The 16,241-nt window shown below is 71.5% G+C and carries 15 protein-coding genes; all 15 read left to right on the top strand.

The features are described from left to right. Window positions 1-19: 19 nt before the first annotated feature. The 15 genes from arc to JK356_RS11910 all read left to right on the top strand — a co-directional run bounded on the left by arc (window position 20) and on the right by JK356_RS11910 (window position 16,237). The gene (arc, locus tag JK356_RS11980) at window positions 20-1,783 is read left to right on the top strand and encodes a proteasome ATPase (protein ID WP_201867641.1); all 1,764 of its coding nucleotides are present in this window, start codon (window positions 20-22) and stop codon (window positions 1,781-1,783) included. A 180-nt stretch (window positions 1,784-1,963) separates the two neighbouring features. Beyond that, a complete protein-coding gene (gene dop, locus JK356_RS11975; RefSeq protein ID WP_201867640.1) occupies window positions 1,964-3,475 on the top strand; it encodes a depupylase/deamidase Dop in 1,512 nt (503 codons plus the stop codon). A gap of 131 nt (window positions 3,476-3,606) precedes the next feature. Further along, on the top strand, window positions 3,607-3,825 hold the full coding sequence (locus tag JK356_RS11970; protein ID WP_201867639.1) for a ubiquitin-like protein Pup: 219 nt from the start codon (window positions 3,607-3,609) through the stop codon (window positions 3,823-3,825). Between the two features lie 133 nt (window positions 3,826-3,958). Then, window positions 3,959-4,804, top strand: a complete 846-nt coding sequence (prcB, locus tag JK356_RS11965; RefSeq protein WP_201867638.1) for a proteasome subunit beta — start codon at window positions 3,959-3,961, stop codon at window positions 4,802-4,804. A 41-nt stretch (window positions 4,805-4,845) separates the two neighbouring features. Next, window positions 4,846-5,637 (top strand): proteasome subunit alpha, encoded by a 792-nt coding sequence (gene prcA / locus JK356_RS11960; RefSeq protein WP_201867637.1) that lies wholly within the window; start codon window positions 4,846-4,848, stop codon window positions 5,635-5,637. Between the two features lie 152 nt (window positions 5,638-5,789). Continuing rightward, window positions 5,790-7,151 (top strand): Pup--protein ligase, encoded by a 1,362-nt coding sequence (gene pafA / locus JK356_RS11955; RefSeq protein ID WP_201867636.1) that lies wholly within the window; start codon window positions 5,790-5,792, stop codon window positions 7,149-7,151. Window positions 7,152-7,293: 142 nt separating this feature from the next. After that, the gene (locus tag JK356_RS11950) at window positions 7,294-8,253 is read left to right on the top strand and encodes an FKBP-type peptidyl-prolyl cis-trans isomerase (RefSeq protein WP_201867635.1); all 960 of its coding nucleotides are present in this window, start codon (window positions 7,294-7,296) and stop codon (window positions 8,251-8,253) included. 42 nt (window positions 8,254-8,295) lie between these two features. Then, entirely contained in the window at window positions 8,296-8,670 is a 375-nt protein-coding gene (locus JK356_RS11945; RefSeq protein WP_201867634.1) for an FKBP-type peptidyl-prolyl cis-trans isomerase, read from the top strand. A gap of 155 nt (window positions 8,671-8,825) precedes the next feature. Then, window positions 8,826-9,779: a YafY family protein gene (locus JK356_RS11940; RefSeq protein WP_201867633.1), complete on the top strand. Its 954-nt coding sequence runs from the start codon at window positions 8,826-8,828 to the stop codon at window positions 9,777-9,779. A gap of 47 nt (window positions 9,780-9,826) precedes the next feature. After that, on the top strand, window positions 9,827-10,795 hold the full coding sequence (locus JK356_RS11935; RefSeq protein WP_307815532.1) for a WYL domain-containing protein: 969 nt from the start codon (window positions 9,827-9,829) through the stop codon (window positions 10,793-10,795). Window positions 10,796-10,812: 17 nt separating this feature from the next. Further along, entirely contained in the window at window positions 10,813-11,019 is a 207-nt protein-coding gene (locus JK356_RS11930) for a hypothetical protein (RefSeq protein ID WP_201867631.1), read from the top strand. A gap of 143 nt (window positions 11,020-11,162) precedes the next feature. Then, the gene (gene tatA / locus JK356_RS11925; RefSeq protein ID WP_201867630.1) at window positions 11,163-11,447 is read left to right on the top strand and encodes a Sec-independent protein translocase subunit TatA; all 285 of its coding nucleotides are present in this window, start codon (window positions 11,163-11,165) and stop codon (window positions 11,445-11,447) included. A gap of 123 nt (window positions 11,448-11,570) precedes the next feature. Beyond that, window positions 11,571-12,431 carry a twin-arginine translocase subunit TatC gene (gene tatC, locus JK356_RS11920; protein ID WP_236671148.1) on the top strand — a complete coding sequence of 287 codons (861 nt, stop codon included), beginning with the start codon at window positions 11,571-11,573 and terminating at the stop codon, window positions 12,429-12,431. Next, window positions 12,428-13,357: a diacylglycerol kinase gene (locus JK356_RS11915; RefSeq protein ID WP_201867628.1), complete on the top strand. Its 930-nt coding sequence runs from the start codon at window positions 12,428-12,430 to the stop codon at window positions 13,355-13,357. The genes tatC and JK356_RS11915 overlap by 4 nt, the downstream gene beginning before the upstream one ends. A 57-nt stretch (window positions 13,358-13,414) precedes the next feature. Then, window positions 13,415-16,237 carry an RNA helicase gene (locus tag JK356_RS11910; protein WP_201867627.1) on the top strand — a complete coding sequence of 941 codons (2,823 nt, stop codon included), beginning with the start codon at window positions 13,415-13,417 and terminating at the stop codon, window positions 16,235-16,237. The last annotated feature ends 4 nt before the right edge of the window (window positions 16,238-16,241 follow it).

Here is a 16,241-nt window from a genome sequence, read left to right as displayed (position 1 = left end):
CTTGGAGGAGGTGAGGACCGTGGTATCCCACGACGACGACAGCAACCGCGGCACCCGGCCCGGACGGGGTTCCGACGAGCCTTCCCGGAAGGTAGCCGAGCTTGAGCAGGAAATCACCGTCCTGCGCCGCAAGCTGGCCGAGACTCCGCGGCAGACCCGCATTCTCGAAGAGCGGATCGTCGAGCTGCAGACCAACCTGGCGGGAGTCTCCGCGCAGAACGAGCGGCTGGCGAGCACGCTGCGTGAGGCTCGCGACCAGATCGTGGCGCTGAAGGAAGAGGTGGACCGGCTCGCCCAGCCCCCCTCCGGCTTCGGCGTGTTCCTCCGTGCCACCGACGAGGGCACGGCCGACATCTTCACCGGCGGCCGCAAGCTGCGGGTCAACGTCAGCCCGAACATCGACCTCAAGGACCTCCGGCGCGGCCAGGAGGTGATGCTCAATGAGGCGCTCAACGTGGTCGCCGCGCTGGACTTCGAGAACGCCGGCGACATCGTCACCCTCAAGGAGGTCCTGGAGGACGGCGAGCGCGCCCTGGTCGTCGGGCACACGGACGAGGAGCGGGTGGTCCGGCTCGCCGAGCCGCTCCTGGGAACCACGCTGCGCGCCGGCGACTCCCTTCTCCTGGAACCGCGCTCCGGCTACGTCTACGAGGTCGTCCCCAAGAGCGAGGTCGAGGAGCTCGTTCTCGAGGACGTCCCGGACATCGACTACACCCAGATCGGCGGCCTCAGCGGCCAGATCGAGCTGATCCGCGACGCCGTGGAGCTGCCGTACCTGTACCCCGACCTCTTCCGCGAGCATGAGCTGCGCCCGCCCAAGGGCGTCCTGCTCTACGGCCCGCCCGGCTGCGGCAAGACCCTCATCGCCAAGGCGGTCGCCAACTCCCTTGCCAAGAAGGTCGCCGAGGTGACGGGCAAGCCCGCGGGGAAGAGTTTCTTCCTCAACATCAAGGGCCCGGAGCTGCTGAACAAGTACGTCGGGGAGACGGAGCGCCACATCCGCCTGGTGTTCCAGCGCGCCCGCGAGAAGGCGAGCGAGGGCACGCCGGTCATCGTCTTCTTCGACGAGATGGACTCGCTGTTCCGCACCCGCGGCTCCGGCGTCAGCTCGGATGTGGAGAACACGATCGTTCCCCAGCTGCTGTCCGAGATCGACGGCGTCGAGGGCCTGGAGAACGTCATCGTCATCGGCGCCTCGAACCGCGAGGACATGATTGATCCGGCCATCCTCCGGCCCGGACGGCTCGACGTGAAGATCAAGATCGAGCGTCCGGACGCCGAGGCGGCCAAGGACATCTTCTCCAAGTACCTCACACCCAGGCTGCCGCTGCACGCCGACGACATCGCGGAGCACGGCAACGCCGAGGCAGCCGTGGAGGCGATGATCCAGACCGTCGTCGAGCAGATGTACGCCGAGACGGAGGAGAACCGCTTCCTTGAGGTCACCTACGCCAACGGTGACAAGGAAGTCCTGTACTTCAAGGACTTCAATTCCGGCGCCATGATCGAGAACATCGTCGACAGGGCCAAGAAGATGGCCATCAAGGACTACCTCGATCACAATCAGAAGGGTCTTCGCGTTTCCCATCTGCTCGCCGCCTGCCAGGACGAGTTCAAGGAGAACGAGGACCTGCCGAACACGACCAACCCCGACGACTGGGCCCGGATCTCCGGCAAGAAGGGCGAGCGGATCGTCTTCATCCGCACCCTCGTGACCGGAAAGCAGGGGGCGGACACCGGCCGCTCCATCGACACCGTGGCCAACACCGGCCAGTACCTGTAGTAATACTCACCGTACGCGGCGTCCGGCTGCGGGGCACGGCGAACCCGTGCCCCGCAGCCGGACGTTTTACCAGACAACCCGGAGGAAACCCGCCGTGACCTCCCCACCGCGCCCCGTGCCGCCCGGGCCCGCGCCCGGCGGCGGGGCCGTGCCGGGGCGTCGCCGGGCAAGGAGGGCCGCATGACCGTACGGCGCGTGATGGGCATCGAGACGGAGTATGGCGTCTCCGTGCCCGGCCACCCGAACGCCAATGCCATGCTCACCTCGTCGCAGGTCGTGAATGCTTACGCGGCCGCCATGCACCGGGCGCGTCGTGCCCGGTGGGACTTCGAGGAGGAGAACCCCCTGCGGGACGCGCGCGGCTTCGACCTCGCCCGCGAGAACGCCGACGCCAGCCAGCTCACCGACGAGGACATCGGCCTCGCCAACGTCATCCTGACCAACGGCGCCCGCCTCTACGTCGACCACGCCCATCCGGAGTACAGCGCGCCCGAGACGACCAGTCCGCGCGACGCGCTGCTGTGGGACAAGGCCGGCGAGCGGATCATGGCGGAGGCCGCGCTGCGCGCCGCCGAGACCCCCGGCGCCCAGCCGATCCACCTGTACAAGAACAACACCGACAACAAGGGCGCCTCCTACGGCACGCACGAGAACTACCTCATGAAACGGGAGACGCCGTTCTCCGACATCGTGCGCCACCTGACGCCGTTCTTCGTCTCGCGCCAGGTCGTCTGCGGCGCCGGCCGCGTCGGCATCGGCCAGGACGGCGGGGAACACGGCTTCCAGATCAGCCAGCGCGCCGACTACTTCGAGGTCGAGGTGGGCCTGGAGACGACGCTCAAACGGCCCATCATCAACACCCGCGACGAGCCGCACGCCGACGCGGAGAAGTACCGCAGGCTGCACGTCATCATCGGCGACGCCAACCTCGCCGAGGTCTCCACCTACCTCAAGCTGGGCACCACCTCGCTGGTGCTGTCGATGATCGAGGACGGCTTCATCGCCGTCGACCTCGCCGTCGACCAGCCGGTCCGGACCCTGCACCGGGTCAGCCACGACCCCGACCTGCGCGAGCTGATCACGCTCCGCAGCGGCCGCACCCTGACCGCGGTGCAGCTCCAGATGGAGTACTGCGAGCTCGCCCGCAAGTATGTCGAGGAGCGCTGGGGCGCGGACGCCGACGAGCAGACCACCGACGTGCTCGCCCGCTGGGAGGATGTGCTCACCCGGCTGGAGCGCGATCCGATGAGCCTGGCCGGCGAACTGGACTGGGTCGCCAAGCGCGAGCTGCTGGAGGGCTACCGCCGCCGCGACGGCCTCGGCTGGGACGCGGCCCGCCTGCACCTGGTCGACCTCCAGTACGCCGACGTGCGCCCGGACAAGGGCCTGTACAACCGCCTCGTCGCCCGCGGCCGGATGACGCGGCTGCTCAGCGAGGAGGACGTGGAGCGGGCCCGGACCAGCCCGCCGGAGGACACCCGGGCCTACTTCCGGGGCCGCTGCCTGGAGCAGTACGCCGACGACGTGGCGGCCGCCTCGTGGGACTCGGTGATCTTCGACCTGCCGGGCCGGGATTCCCTCCAGCGCGTGCCGACTATGGACCCGCTGCGGGGTACCCGGGAGCACGTCAAGGAGCTGCTGGACCGCTGCGAGAGCGCCGAGGACCTGGTCCGGGCGCTGTCCGGCGGCTGAGCGGCGGCGTGGGAGGGAATCATCCGGAGGGGTCCGGAGCGTTGGACCGGACAGAAAAGTGAAGGAGCCGATGTCAGTCCTGACTAGTAGGGTCTGATCTTGACACGTCGAAGCTTGATGGGGTGAGGGAGATGGCGACGAAGGATACCGGCGGCGGCCAGCAGCGGGCGTCGCGCACGAGCGAGGAGACCGAGGAACAGACGCAGGACGCAGAGGTCTCGGAGGAGCTCAAGGAGCGCCAGGAGGCCCTGACGGACGACGTGGACTCCGTCCTGGACGAGATCGACGAGGTCCTGGAGTCCAACGCCGAGGACTTCGTGCGCAGCTTCGTCCAGAAGGGCGGGGAGTAACGCTTCACCGCGGGCGGGCGCGCTCTGCGGGCGCGCCCGCCCGCCGTGCATGTGGATCATCACTCTGCGGCGGGTAGGGTCCGTGTCGTACTCTGCATCGGGCCGTCCCCCTACCTACCTGGAAGGACATCTGGTGGCAGCCAACTCCCATGGCACGGGGCGACTCCCGGCGGCCTTCCTCAGGCCGGGATCGTCCTCGTTCCTGGACTTCCTGTCCGACTACGCTCCCGAACAGCTTCCGGGAAACCGCCCCCTGCCGCCGGTGCAGGGGCCCGTCGAGGCCCCGCACGGCACGACCATCGTGGCGGCCACGTTCCCCGGCGGCGTCGTGCTCGCGGGCGACCGGCGGGCCACCATGGGCAACGTCATCGCCCAGCGCGACATCGAGAAGGTCTTCCCCGCTGACGAGTACTCGGCCGTCGGCATCGCGGGCACGGCGGGCATCGCCGTGGAGCTGGTGCGGCTGTTCCAGCTGGAGCTCGAGCACTTCGAGAAGGTCGAGGGCGACGTGCTCTCGCTGGAGGGCAAGGCCAACCGGCTGTCCACCATGATCCGCGGCAACCTCGGCATGGCCATGCAGGGCCTGGCCGTGGTGCCGCTGTTCGCCGGGTACGACCTGGAGCGCGACCGGGGGCGGATCTTCTCCTACGACGTCACGGGCGGGCGCAGTGAGGAGACGGGCTTCGCCGTCGTCGGCTCGGGCTCCGTCTTCGCCCGGGGCGCCCTGAAGAAGCTGTACCGGGAGGGCCTGACGGAGCAGCAGACCGCGACCGTCGTGGTCCAGGCCCTGTACGACGCGGCCGACGACGACTCCGCTACGGGCGGGCCTGACATGGCGCGCCGTATCTACCCCGTGGTCGCGGTCGTCACCGCCGAGGGCTTCCGCCGGCTGCCCGAGGAGGAGACCGCGGACATCGCACGCGCCGTGCACGAGGGCCGCCTGGAGCTGCCCAACGGGCCGCAGGCCCCGGTTCTGTAGACCCGCGAATCTCTCCACGGACAGGAAGGGACGACTACCCGGTGTCCACGCCGTTCTATGTCTCACCTCAGCAGGCCATGGCCGACCGCGCCGAGTACGCCCGCAAGGGCATCGCGCGCGGCCGCAGCCTGGTCGTGCTCCAGTACGCCGACGGCATCGTGTTCGTCGCCGAGAACCCCTCGCGCGCGCTGCACAAGGTGAGCGAGATCTACGACCGGATCGCCTTCGCCGCCACCGGCAAGTACAACGAGTACGAGAGCCTGCGGATCGGCGGCACCCGCTACGCCGACCTGCGCGGCTACACGTACGACCGCGAGGACGTCACCGCCCGGGGCCTGGCCAACCTCTACGCCCAGACGCTGGGCAACATCTTCTCCAGCCAGGCGGAGAAGCCCTACGAGGTGGAGCTGCTCGTCGCGGAGGTCGGCGAGACCCCGGCCGAGGACGAGATCTACCGGCTGCCGCACGACGGGTCGATCATCGACGAGCACGGCTCGGTCGCCGTGGGCGGCAACTCCGACCAGATCGGCAGCTACCTTGACGAGCGGCACCGCGAGGGCATGAGCCTGGGCGAGGCGCTGCGGCTGGCCGTCGCCGCCCTGTCCCGCGACGGCAACGGCGGCAGCGAGCGCCGGCTGACCGCTGACCAGCTGGAAGTCGCCGTGCTGGACCGGACCCGGACGCAGCAGCGGAAGTTCAAGCGCGTGCTGGGCGAGCAGCTGGTGCGGCTGCTGCAGGAGGAACAGGGGGAGGGCTCCCAGGGCTCCGCCGCCCAGGAAGACGCGGACGCTCCGGCCGGGGAAGGGCAGGAGTCCGGCGGCTCCGCAGAGTAACCGTTCCGCGCCGGGGCGCCGCGTGCCGCCCGGCACGCGGCGCCCCGGCGCAGCTTTCCCGGTGGCCCCGGTGGTCCCTTGCGAGCGGAAACGGTCGAAACGCCGTGCGGTAACCCGGTTTCGAAGCGGGTGTTCGGGCGTACTGTTCAGTCATGGACCGCCGCATCTTCGGGCTTGAGAACGAGTACGGCGTTACCTGCACGTTCCGAGGGCAGCGGCGGCTGTCCCCGGACGAGGTGGCGCGGTACCTCTTCCGCCGAGTCGTCTCCTGGGGACGCAGCAGCAACGTGTTCCTGCGGAACGGCGCCCGGCTCTACCTGGACGTCGGCTCGCACCCCGAGTACGCCACGCCGGAGTGCGACAACGTCGTCGAGCTCATTACGCATGACAAGGCGGGCGAGCGCATCCTGGAAGGGCTCCTCGTGGACGCCGAGCGCCGGCTGCACGAGGAAGGCATCGCCGGAGACGTCTACCTGTTCAAGAACAACACCGACTCGGCGGGCAACTCCTACGGCTGCCACGAGAACTATCTCGTGGCGCGGCACGGGGAGTTCTCCCGCCTCGCCGACGTCCTGATCCCGTTCCTGGTGACGCGGCAGCTCGTCTGCGGCGCCGGGAAGGTGCTCCAGACGCCGCGTGGCGCGGTGTTCTGCGTCAGCCAGCGCGCCGAGCACATCTGGGAGGGCGTGAGCTCCGCGACCACCCGGTCCCGGCCAATCATCAACACGCGCGACGAGCCGCACGCCGACGCCGAGCGCTACCGCAGGCTCCACGTCATCGTGGGAGACTCCAACATGTCCGAGACGACCATGCTGCTGAAGGTCGGCGCCACCGACCTGGTGCTGCGCATGATCGAGGCGGGCACCGTGATGCGTGACCTCACCCTGGAGAACCCGATCCGGGCCATCCGGGAGGTCAGCCACGACCTCACCGGCCAGCGCCGGGTGCGGCTGGCCACGGGCCGGGAGGCTTCGGCGCTGGAGATCCAGCAGGAGTACTTCGACAAGGCCCTTGACTTCTGCGAACGCAGAGGCATGCGGACCGGCCTGACCGAGCGGGTGCTGGAGCTGTGGGGCCGCGCCCTGGAGGCCATCCGCACGCAGGAGCTGGACAAGATCAACACCGAGATCGACTGGGTGATGAAGTACCAGCTCCTGGAGCGGTACCGCGCCAAGCACGGCCTGAGCATGTCCCACCCGAGGATCGCGCAGATAGACCTCGCCTACCACGACATCCACCGCCGCAGGGGCCTGTACTACCTGCTGGAACGCAAGGGGCAGGCCCAGCGCGTCTGCAACGACCTGAAGATCTTCCAGGGCAAGTCCGTGCCGCCGCAGACCACTCGTGCCCGGCTGCGCGGCGACTTCATCCGGCGGGCCCAGGAACAGCGGCGTGATTTCACCGTTGACTGGGTGCACCTGAAGCTCAACGACCAGGCGCAGCGTACGGTGCTGTGCAAGGACCCGTTCCGGTCGGTGGACGAGCGGGTGGAGAAGCTTATCGCCGGCATGTGACGCCCCGCGCCGCCCGGCGCGCGACCGCGGCGCGCCAGGCACACTCCGCGCCGCGGAGAGGTGACGCGGGCCCGGGAGGCCGTAGGGTGGGGCGGGACCAGCGGGTCCCGCCCCTGACCCCCTACCCCCCGAGTTTGGACTGATGATCCCCACGAAACGAGCGAGCCGCATCGTCGCGGCCCTTGCCGTCCCCGCGTTCCTGTTCACCGCCGCCTGCGGCTCGGAAGACGCCGGTGACGGCGGTCCCGCGGCCACCGTCTCCGGCAAGCCGGGCGAGCAGCCGGAGATCTCCGTCAACGAGGACGCCGACCTCGGCGCGCCGACGTCCAAGGTGGTCACCGACGGCGACGGCAGGGAGGTCGGCGAGGGCGACTTTCTCCGCCTCGACGTGGTCGCCAGGACGGTGAGCGACGACGCCGAGCTGCTCAACACCTGGGCCAGCGCGCAGGAGGGGGAGCCGCACGCCCAGATCGTCGCCCAGGCGGGCGTGGAGTCCTTCCTGCCGAAGACCGTCACCGACGAGCTGATCCAGCGGCGGGTCGGCAGCCGCGTGCAGGTCGAGGGCTCCGCCACCGAGATCTTCGGCTCGGCCGCCGAGGGCAGCTTCCCCGAGGGCGAGGGCACCGTCTGGGTCATCGACATCGCCGCGGCCCTCAGCGTGGACCTTGAGTCCGAGGTGGAGGGCGAGCAGGCGGAGACCGCCGAGGGCATGCCCGAGGTCCAGGCCGGAGGCAAGGAGCCCGCGACCATCACCATCCCCGAGGGCCAGGAGCCGCCCGAGGAGCTGCAGGAGCAGGTGCTGATCGAGGGCGACGGCGCCGAGGTCGAGGCAGGGCAGGCACTCGCCGTGCAGTACACCGGTGTGCTGTGGGACAGCGGCGAGAAGTTCGACTCCTCCTGGGACCGCGACAGCGCCTCGGCGTTCCAGATCGGCACCGGCCAGGTCGTCCCGGGCTGGGACGAGGGCCTGGTCGGCAAGCACGTCGGTGACCGGGTGCTGCTGGTCCTGCCGCCCGACATGGGCTACGGCGAGGACGGCAACGACACCATCCCCGGCGGCTCCACGCTGGTCTTCGTCGTCGACATCCTCGGTGCGGCCTGAGCAGGCGCACCGCGGCAGCAACCGCCACCGACAGGAGTACACGTGAGGAACGAGAAGCCCGAGGTCGACTTTCCCGGCGGCGAGCCGCCCGCGGACCTGGAGATCAAGGACCTGTGGGAGGGCGACGGCAAGACCGCCCAGGCAGGGGACCAGGTGTCCGTCCACTACGTGGGTGTCGCCTTCAGCACCGGTGAGGAGTTCGACGCCAGCTGGAACCGCGGCAGGCCGCTGAGCTTCCAGCTCGGCGCCGGCCAGGTCATCCCCGGCTGGGACCAGGGCGTGCAGGGCATGAAGGTCGGCGGGCGGCGCCAGCTCGTCATCCCGCCGCACCTCGCCTACGGCGACGCCGGCGCTGGCGGGGGGCGCATCGCGCCGGGCGAGACGCTGATCTTCGTCTGCGATCTGGTCGCCGCGTAATCGCACCGCCCGTCATAGCGGTACCGTGGGCCCATCCCGTACGGATGGGCCCACGGCGTCTTCCCGCGTGGTTTCTCCCGCGCGGTTTCTCCCGCGTGCTCGTGCCTGTCCGCAGACGTGGCTTTTTTCGGAAAGGAAGAGGGGGCGGCGCGCCGATGGCGATTGCCAAGGCCGAGCGGCTGATGAACCTTGCCCTGTGTCTGCTGGGCACCAGCCGTCCGCTGACCAAGCGGGAGCTGCGCAATTCCATAGAGGCGTACATCGAGGCGGGCAGCGAGGACGCCTTCAACCGGATGTTCGAGCGCGACAAGGACGACCTGCGCGAACTCGGCATGGTCATCGAGACCGTGGAGAGCATCGACGGCGACATCGGCTACCAGGCGCACCGGGACCGCAACCAGCTGCCGCCGGTCACGCTCGACGCGGAGGAGGCCGCGGCGCTGGGCCTGGCGGCCCGCGTCTGGCAGCAGGCCCGGCTCGCCGGGGCGGCCAGCGGCGCGCTGCAGAAGCTGCGGGCGGCCGGGATGCCGCTCACCGGCGACGACCAGGACCCCTACGGGGCGCTGGAACCGCGGATCCCGGCGGGCGAGGCCGCGTTCGAGCCGCTGATGATCGCCTGCCGCGACCGGCGGCCCGTCACGTTCGACTACCGCAAGTCCAACGCCGCGCAGCCCGAGACCCGGCAGGTCGAGCCATGGGCGCTGGAGTGCTGGCGCGGCCACTGGTACCTGGCTGGATACGACCGCGACCGCGGCGCCGAACGCGTCTTCCGGCTGTCGCGCATCACCGGGCGGGTGCGGTCGCGCTCCGGCCGTTTCACCGCGGAGGTGCCCAGCCACGTCGCCGTGCGCGAGAGCGTCGCCCGCTGGGCGGGGGAGACGGCCATCGCCCAGGCCCGCATCCTGCTGCGCGCCGGCTCCGGCTACCCGCTGCGCGCCCGCGCCACCTCGGTGACGTCCCGTGACGGCGAGTGGGACGAGCTTGAGCTGCCCTATGGTCACGGGATGGGTGCCTGGCTGGCGGAGTTCGGCCCCGACGTGCTCGTGCTCGAGCCCGCGGACCTGCGGGCGGACGTCATCGAGCGGCTGCGCGGCGTCGCCAAGGGCTGAGGGGAGCAGGCATGGCGGACAGGGATGGCAGACAAGGGAGGCAACGCGTGACGACCACCGCCATCGACCGGACCCGGCGGATGCTGTCCCTCATCACCTACCTGCGCGAGCGCCCCGGCGCCCGCGTGGACGAGGTGGCGCGGGCGTTCGGCGTGAGCGAGGCGGAACTGATCTCCGACCTGGGCGTGCTGCCGATGTGCGGCACGAGCTTCCGCGGCGGGGACCTGCTGGACATCGACACCGACGGCGAGCACATCTGGTGGCACAACTCGCGGGCCGTGGGTACCGGCACGGGCCAGCCGCTGCGGCTGGCCGCCGACGAGGCGACCGCGCTGCTCGTGGCGGCGCGCGCCGTCGCCACCCTGCCAGGGCTGCGGCAGCGGGACCGGGACGCCCTGCTGCGCGCGACGGCGAAGCTGGAGGCCGCGGCGGGGGAGAGCGCCCGGGCGAGCTCCCGGCTGAACGTGACGTTCGAGTCGGAGGGCGAGGTCTTCGCCGTCGTGGACCGTGCGCTGAGCGAAGGGCGGCGGCTGCGGATCCGGTACTACTCGCCGGGGCGGGACGAGCTGACGGAGCGGGAGATCGACCCGATCCGGCTGTTCGCCGTCGGGCACACCTACGTCGAGGCGTGGTGCCGCAGGACCGAGGCGCGGCGGACGTTCCGCCTGGACCGGGTGGAGCGGGTCGAGCTGCTCGACACCCCGTCCGATCCGCCGCCGGTGGAGCCGCGCGACCTCAGCGAGGGGCTGGTGCAGCCGTCGCCGACCGACCCCGAGGTGCTCATCGAGGTGGGGCCGGGCGGCCGGTGGGTCGCCGAGTACTACCCGCACGACAAGGCCGAGGAGCTGCCGGACGGCGGCCTGCGCATCACGCTGCGCACGCCGGACCCGGCGACGCTGCGCCGGCTCGCACTGCGGCTGGGCGGCGACGGCCGGATCATCGCGCCGCCGGAGCTGGCCGAGTCCGCCCGGAACGCGGCCCGCGCGGCGCTGGAGCAGTACGAGAGGATGGCCTGACGGCGGTGTTCTGGCCGATGACGCAGATCGTGCTGGCGGTGGCGGGCCTGGCCGTGCTTGGGGTGCTCGCCGTGCGGGTCGGGCTGGAGGTGCGGCGGCTGGCCCGCGCCGTCGCCGAGTCGACGGAACGCCTCGAGCGCGCCGCCGCTGACCTGGAGCGGTCCGCCGCGCCGCTGGCCGCGAGGGCGGGACAGATGAGGCGCGCGGGAGTACAGCGGGAATAGCGGGGAAGAATTTGGGTACGCCTGGGCATTGATTTCTGTTCACCCCCGGGCGTTAGGATTGCAGCTCGTGCGGGATAAGGAGGTAGTCTTCCTCTCCGGCACGGCTGCCAGAACTTTCCCCCGATGAGAGAGAAGACGGAATTATGGGCCAGATCGGACCGTGGCAGATCGTCCTCATCCTCGTCATCGTCGTCCTCGTCTTCGGGGCGAAGCGGCTGCCGGACACGGCGCGTGCGCTGGGGAAGTCGATGCGCATCCTCAAGAGTGAGACGTCCGCCATGCGCAACGACGGGAAGACCGCCAGCCCCGAGCCGGCGCAGGACGGCACCGCCCAGCAGACGGTGGCGCCCAAGACCATCCAGGCCGCTCCCGGCGACGTGGCCAGCGCCCGGCCGGTCGACGAGCCGAAGGGCACCACGCAGAGCTGACGATCCGCTGCCTGACGAGGCCGGAGAGTGAGGGTGAGGCGGCCGGACGGGTCCGGCCGCCCTACGAGATGAGGACGTGGGGTGCCTAGGACCGCCCGGAAGCAGAGGGATCCCGAGGGGCGGATGCCGCTGACGGAACACCTCCGTGAGCTGCGCAACCGCCTTGCGGTGTCCGTCGTGGCGATCATCGTCGTCTGCATCGTCGCGCTGTTCTTCGCCAAGGATGTTCTGAACTTCCTGACGGATCCGGTGCCCGAATGCGGCCCGGATGACGACCCGACCGGCGGGCACTGCGCCACGGTCACGCAGCACGGCGTGACGACGCCGTTCGCGACCTACATCAAGGTTTCCCTCCTCGTGGGGCTCATCGTGGCCTCGCCGGTCTGGCTCTACCAGGCGTGGGCCTTCATCGCGCCCGGCCTGCACCAGCACGAGAAGAAGTACAGCCGCGCCGTCGTCGCCGTGGGTGTGCCGCTTTTCGTGCTGGGCGCGTACTTCGCGTACTGGATGCTGCCCCGCGCCCTCCCGGTGCTGCTGAGCTTCACCGCCGACGACGCGCAGAACCTGGTCTCCGTCGAGGATGTGCTCGACATCACGATGCGGATGGCCATCGGCTTCGGCTTCGCCTTCGAGCTGCCGCTGCTGCTGGTCCTGCTGAACTTCGGCGGCGTCGTCAGCGGCAAGCGGATGCTGAGCTGGTGGCGCTGGATGGTCGTCGGCATCGCGGTCTTCGCGGCCGCGGTCACTCCGACCGACATCATGTCGATGATCGCGCTCCAGATCCCCGTCACGGGCCTGTACTTCATCGCCGTCCTCATCGCGCTCGTGAACGACCTGCGGCGGCGCAAGCGCAACCCGGACGCCGAGCTGAGCGACGACGAGGCCTCCGAGCTCGATCTCACGCCGTCCGTCATCGAGCCTGCCTCCTCCCTCGGAACGGATGACGGCGGGGAACGGCGCAACGGCTACGACGACGCCACGTGACGGCGCCCGGCCCGGCCGCGGCCGGGGCGGCGGCCCGGGACATAGCCCTCCTGGTGAACCCGGCGGCCGGCCGCGGCCGCGCCGCCCGTGACGCCCTCCTCGCCGCCCGCGTCCTGCGCGGCGCCGGGCACACCGTGCGCGCGGTCACGGGCGCCGACGCGGCGGACACGCTGCGCCGCGCGCGGGCAGCGGTCGCCGGAGACCCCGCGGCGCTGGTCGCGGTCGGCGGCGACGGTCTGGTCTCGCTGGCGCTCCAGGCGGTCGCCGGCACCAGCGTCCCCCTCGGCATCATCGCCGCCGGCACCGGCAACGACTTCGCCCGCGCCTGCGGCCTGCCCCGGCGCGGTCCCGCTGCGGCCGCCGTCGCCGTCGCGGCGGCACTGCGCACGCGCGACCTGACCGCCGTCGACCTGGGCCGCGCCGGCTCCACCTGGTTCGGCGGGGTGCTGGCCGCCGGCTTCGACTCGCGCGTCACCGAGCGGGGCAACCGGATGCGCTGGCCCCGCGGCCGGCTCCGGTACGACGCGGCCGTGCTCGCCGAACTGGCCGCGCTGCGCCCGCTGCCGTTCCGGATCCGGCTCGACGGCGGCGACTGGCTGCCCGTCCCCGCCACGCTCGTCGCGGTCGGCAACGGCGCCAGCTACGGCGGCGGCATGCGGATCTGCGCGGGCGCGCGTGCGGACGACGGGCTGTTCGATGTGACGATCGTGGGGGAGTGCGGCCGGGCGGAACTGCTGCGCTTCTTCCCCCGCGTCTTCCGCGGCACGCACCTGAGCCACCCCGCCGTGACCGTGCACCGTGCCGCCGCGGTCACGCTGCACGCGCCGGGCGTGACCGGCTACGCCGACGGCGAGCGGCTCGGCCCGCTGCCGCTGACCGCCACCTGCGTCCGGGGCGCCGTCCGCGTCCTGGGAGCCCGGCTGTGAGGCGGGCCACGGCATCTGCGGCCCGGGCGGCGGGCGGCCGGTAGGCTCGTAGCCACAATGACCGCCGAGATGTCACCCGCCGAGCGCTACGCCGCCGCTCGCCGGCGCGCGGCCGAGCAGGCTACCGCGCTCGCCCCCTTCCGCGAGATGTACGGCTTCGAGCTGGACCCGTTCCAGCTCGAGGCGTGCCGGGCCCTCGAAGCCGGGAAGGGCGTTCTGGTGGCGGCACCGACCGGCTCCGGCAAGACGGTGGTCGGTGAGTTCGCCGTTCACCTGGCCCTGACGCAGGGCCGCAAGTGCTTCTACACCACGCCGATCAAGGCGCTGTCCAACCAGAAGTACGCCGACCTGGTCAAGCGCTACGGCCCGGGCAAGGTCGGCCTGCTCACCGGCGACAACAGCGTCAGCCCCGAGGCGCCCGTGGTCGTGATGACCACCGAGGTGCTGCGGAACATGCTCTACGCGGGCTCCTCCTCACTCGCCGGCCTCGGCTACGTGGTCATGGACGAGGTGCACTACCTGTCGGACCGGTTCCGGGGCGCGGTGTGGGAAGAGGTGATCATCCACCTCCCCGAGTCCGTGACGCTGGTCTCGCTGTCCGCGACGGTGTCCAACGCCGAGGAGTTCGGCGACTGGCTGGAGGCCGTGCGCGGCGACACGGAGGTCATCGTCTCCGAGCACCGCCCGGTGCCGCTGTGGCAGCACGTGCTCGCCGGGCGGCGCCTGTACGACCTGTTCGAGGAGAAGGGCGACCGGCGCGCGGTCAACCCCGACCTGCTGCGCATGGCGCGGCTGGAGAACAGCCGCCCGCTCGGCCGCGAGCGCTACCGGGGCGGCCGTGACCGCCGCCGCGCCGCCGAGCGGGAGCGGGAGCGGCGCCAGCGCGCCCGCCTGTACACGCCCAGCCGCCCCGAGGTGATCAGCAGACTGGACGCCGCGGGGCTGCTGCCGGCGATCACGTTCATCTTCAGCCGCGCGGGCTGCGAGGCCGCCGTGCAGCAGTGCCTGTACGCGGGGCTGCGGCTCAACGACGCGCGCGCCCGCAGCGAGGTGCGCGAGATCGTGGAGGCGCGCACGGCGTCCATCCCGGACGAGGACCTGCACGTGCTGGGCTACTTCGAGTGGCTGGAGGGCCTGGAGCGCGGCATCGCGGCGCACCACGCCGGCATGCTGCCGACCTTCAAGGAGGTCGTCGAGGAGCTGTTCGTGCGGGGGCTGGTGAAGGCCGTCTTCGCCACCGAGACCCTCGCCCTGGGCATCAACATGCCGGCGCGGTCAGTGGTGCTGGAGAAGCTCGTGAAGTGGAACGGCGAGCAGCACGCCGACATCACGCCGGGCGAGTACACCCAGCTGACCGGCCGCGCCGGGCGGCGCGGCATCGACGTGGAGGGCCACGCCGTGGTGCTGTGGCAGCGCGGCATGGACCCCGAGGCGCTGGCCGGGCTGGCGGGTACGCGCACGTACCCGCTGCGCTCGTCGTTCCGGCCCTCGTACAACATGGCGGTCAACCTGGTCGGCCAGTTCGGCAGGCACCGCTCGCGCGAGCTGCTGGAGACCTCCTTCGCGCAGTTCCAGGCGGACCGCGCGGTGGTCGGCATCTCCCGCCAGGTGCAGCGCAACGAGGCGGGCCTGGCCGGCTACCGGGAGGCCATGACGTGCCACCTGGGCGACTTTGAGGAGTACGCGGCGCTGCGCCGGCAGCTGAAGGACCGCGAGAAGGAGCTGGCGCGCCAGGGCACCGCCCAGCGCCGCGCCGCCGCCGCGACCGCGCTGGAGCGGCTGCGGCCCGGTGACATCATCCGGGTGCCGGCGGGCAGGTTCGCCGGCCTGGCGCTCGTGCTGGATCCGGGCACCTCGGGCGGCCGCAGCCCCGGACGCCGCGGCTATGACTACCACGAGGCGCCCCGGCCGCTGGTGCTGACCGCCGAGCGGCAGGTCAAGCGGCTGGCCTCGGCGGACTTCCCGGTGCCGGTCGAGCCGCTGGACCGGATGCGCATCCCGAAGTCGTTCAACCCGCGCAGCCCCGCCTCGCGCCGCGATCTGGCCTCGGCGCTGCGCACCAAGGCGGGCGCGGCGGCCTGGGCGGACGACCAGCCGCGGCGGCACCGGCGCCGCCGCTCGGACGCGGCGGAGGACGAGGAGATCACCCGCCTGCGCGCCGCGATCCGCGCCCATCCCTGCCACGGCTGTGACGAGCGCGAGGATCACGCGCGGTGGGCGGAGCGGTATTACCGGCTGCGCCGTGACACCCGGCAGCTGGAGCGCCGCATCGAGGGCAGGACGAACACCATTGCCCGCACCTTCGACCAGGTCTGCGCCCTGCTGACCGAGCTCGGCTACCTGCGCGGGGACGAGGTGACGGCGCACGGCCGCCGGCTGGCGCGGCTGTACGGCGAGCTGGACCTGCTGGCGAGCGAGTGCCTGCGGGAAGGGGTCTGGGAGGGCCTGGGCCCGGCCGACCTGGCGGCCTGCGCCTCCGCGCTGGTGTACGAGGCGAGGGTCACCGACGACGCGCCGCCGCCGGAGCTGCCGGGCGGCAGGACCCGGCAGGCGCTGAGCGAGATGGTCCGCATCTGGGGGCGGCTGGACGACGCCGAGGAGCGCCACCGCATCAACCAGGCGTCCGGCGTCGGCCAGCGCGAGCCCGATCTGGGCTTCGCCTGGGCCGCGTACCAGTGGGCCCAAGGCCGCGGCCTCGACCAGGTGCTCAGGGACGCCGATATGCCCGCCGGCGACTTCGTCCGCTGGTGCAAGCAGATCATCGACGTGCTGGGGCAGCTCGCGGTGGCGGCGCCGGAGGACGGGACCGTCGGGCCGACCGCCCGCCGGGCGGTGGACGCGATGCGGCGCGGCGTGGTGGCGTACAGCTCTGTGGGCTGAACGC

Origin of the sequence: Streptomyces sp. 7-21 (assembly GCF_016741785.1) — a bacterium.
In the GTDB taxonomy this organism is placed as follows: Bacteria; Actinomycetota; Actinomycetes; order Streptomycetales; family Streptomycetaceae; genus Streptomyces.
Note: the sequence above shows the minus strand (reverse complement) of the source record. Positions and strands in the feature narration are given on the sequence as shown.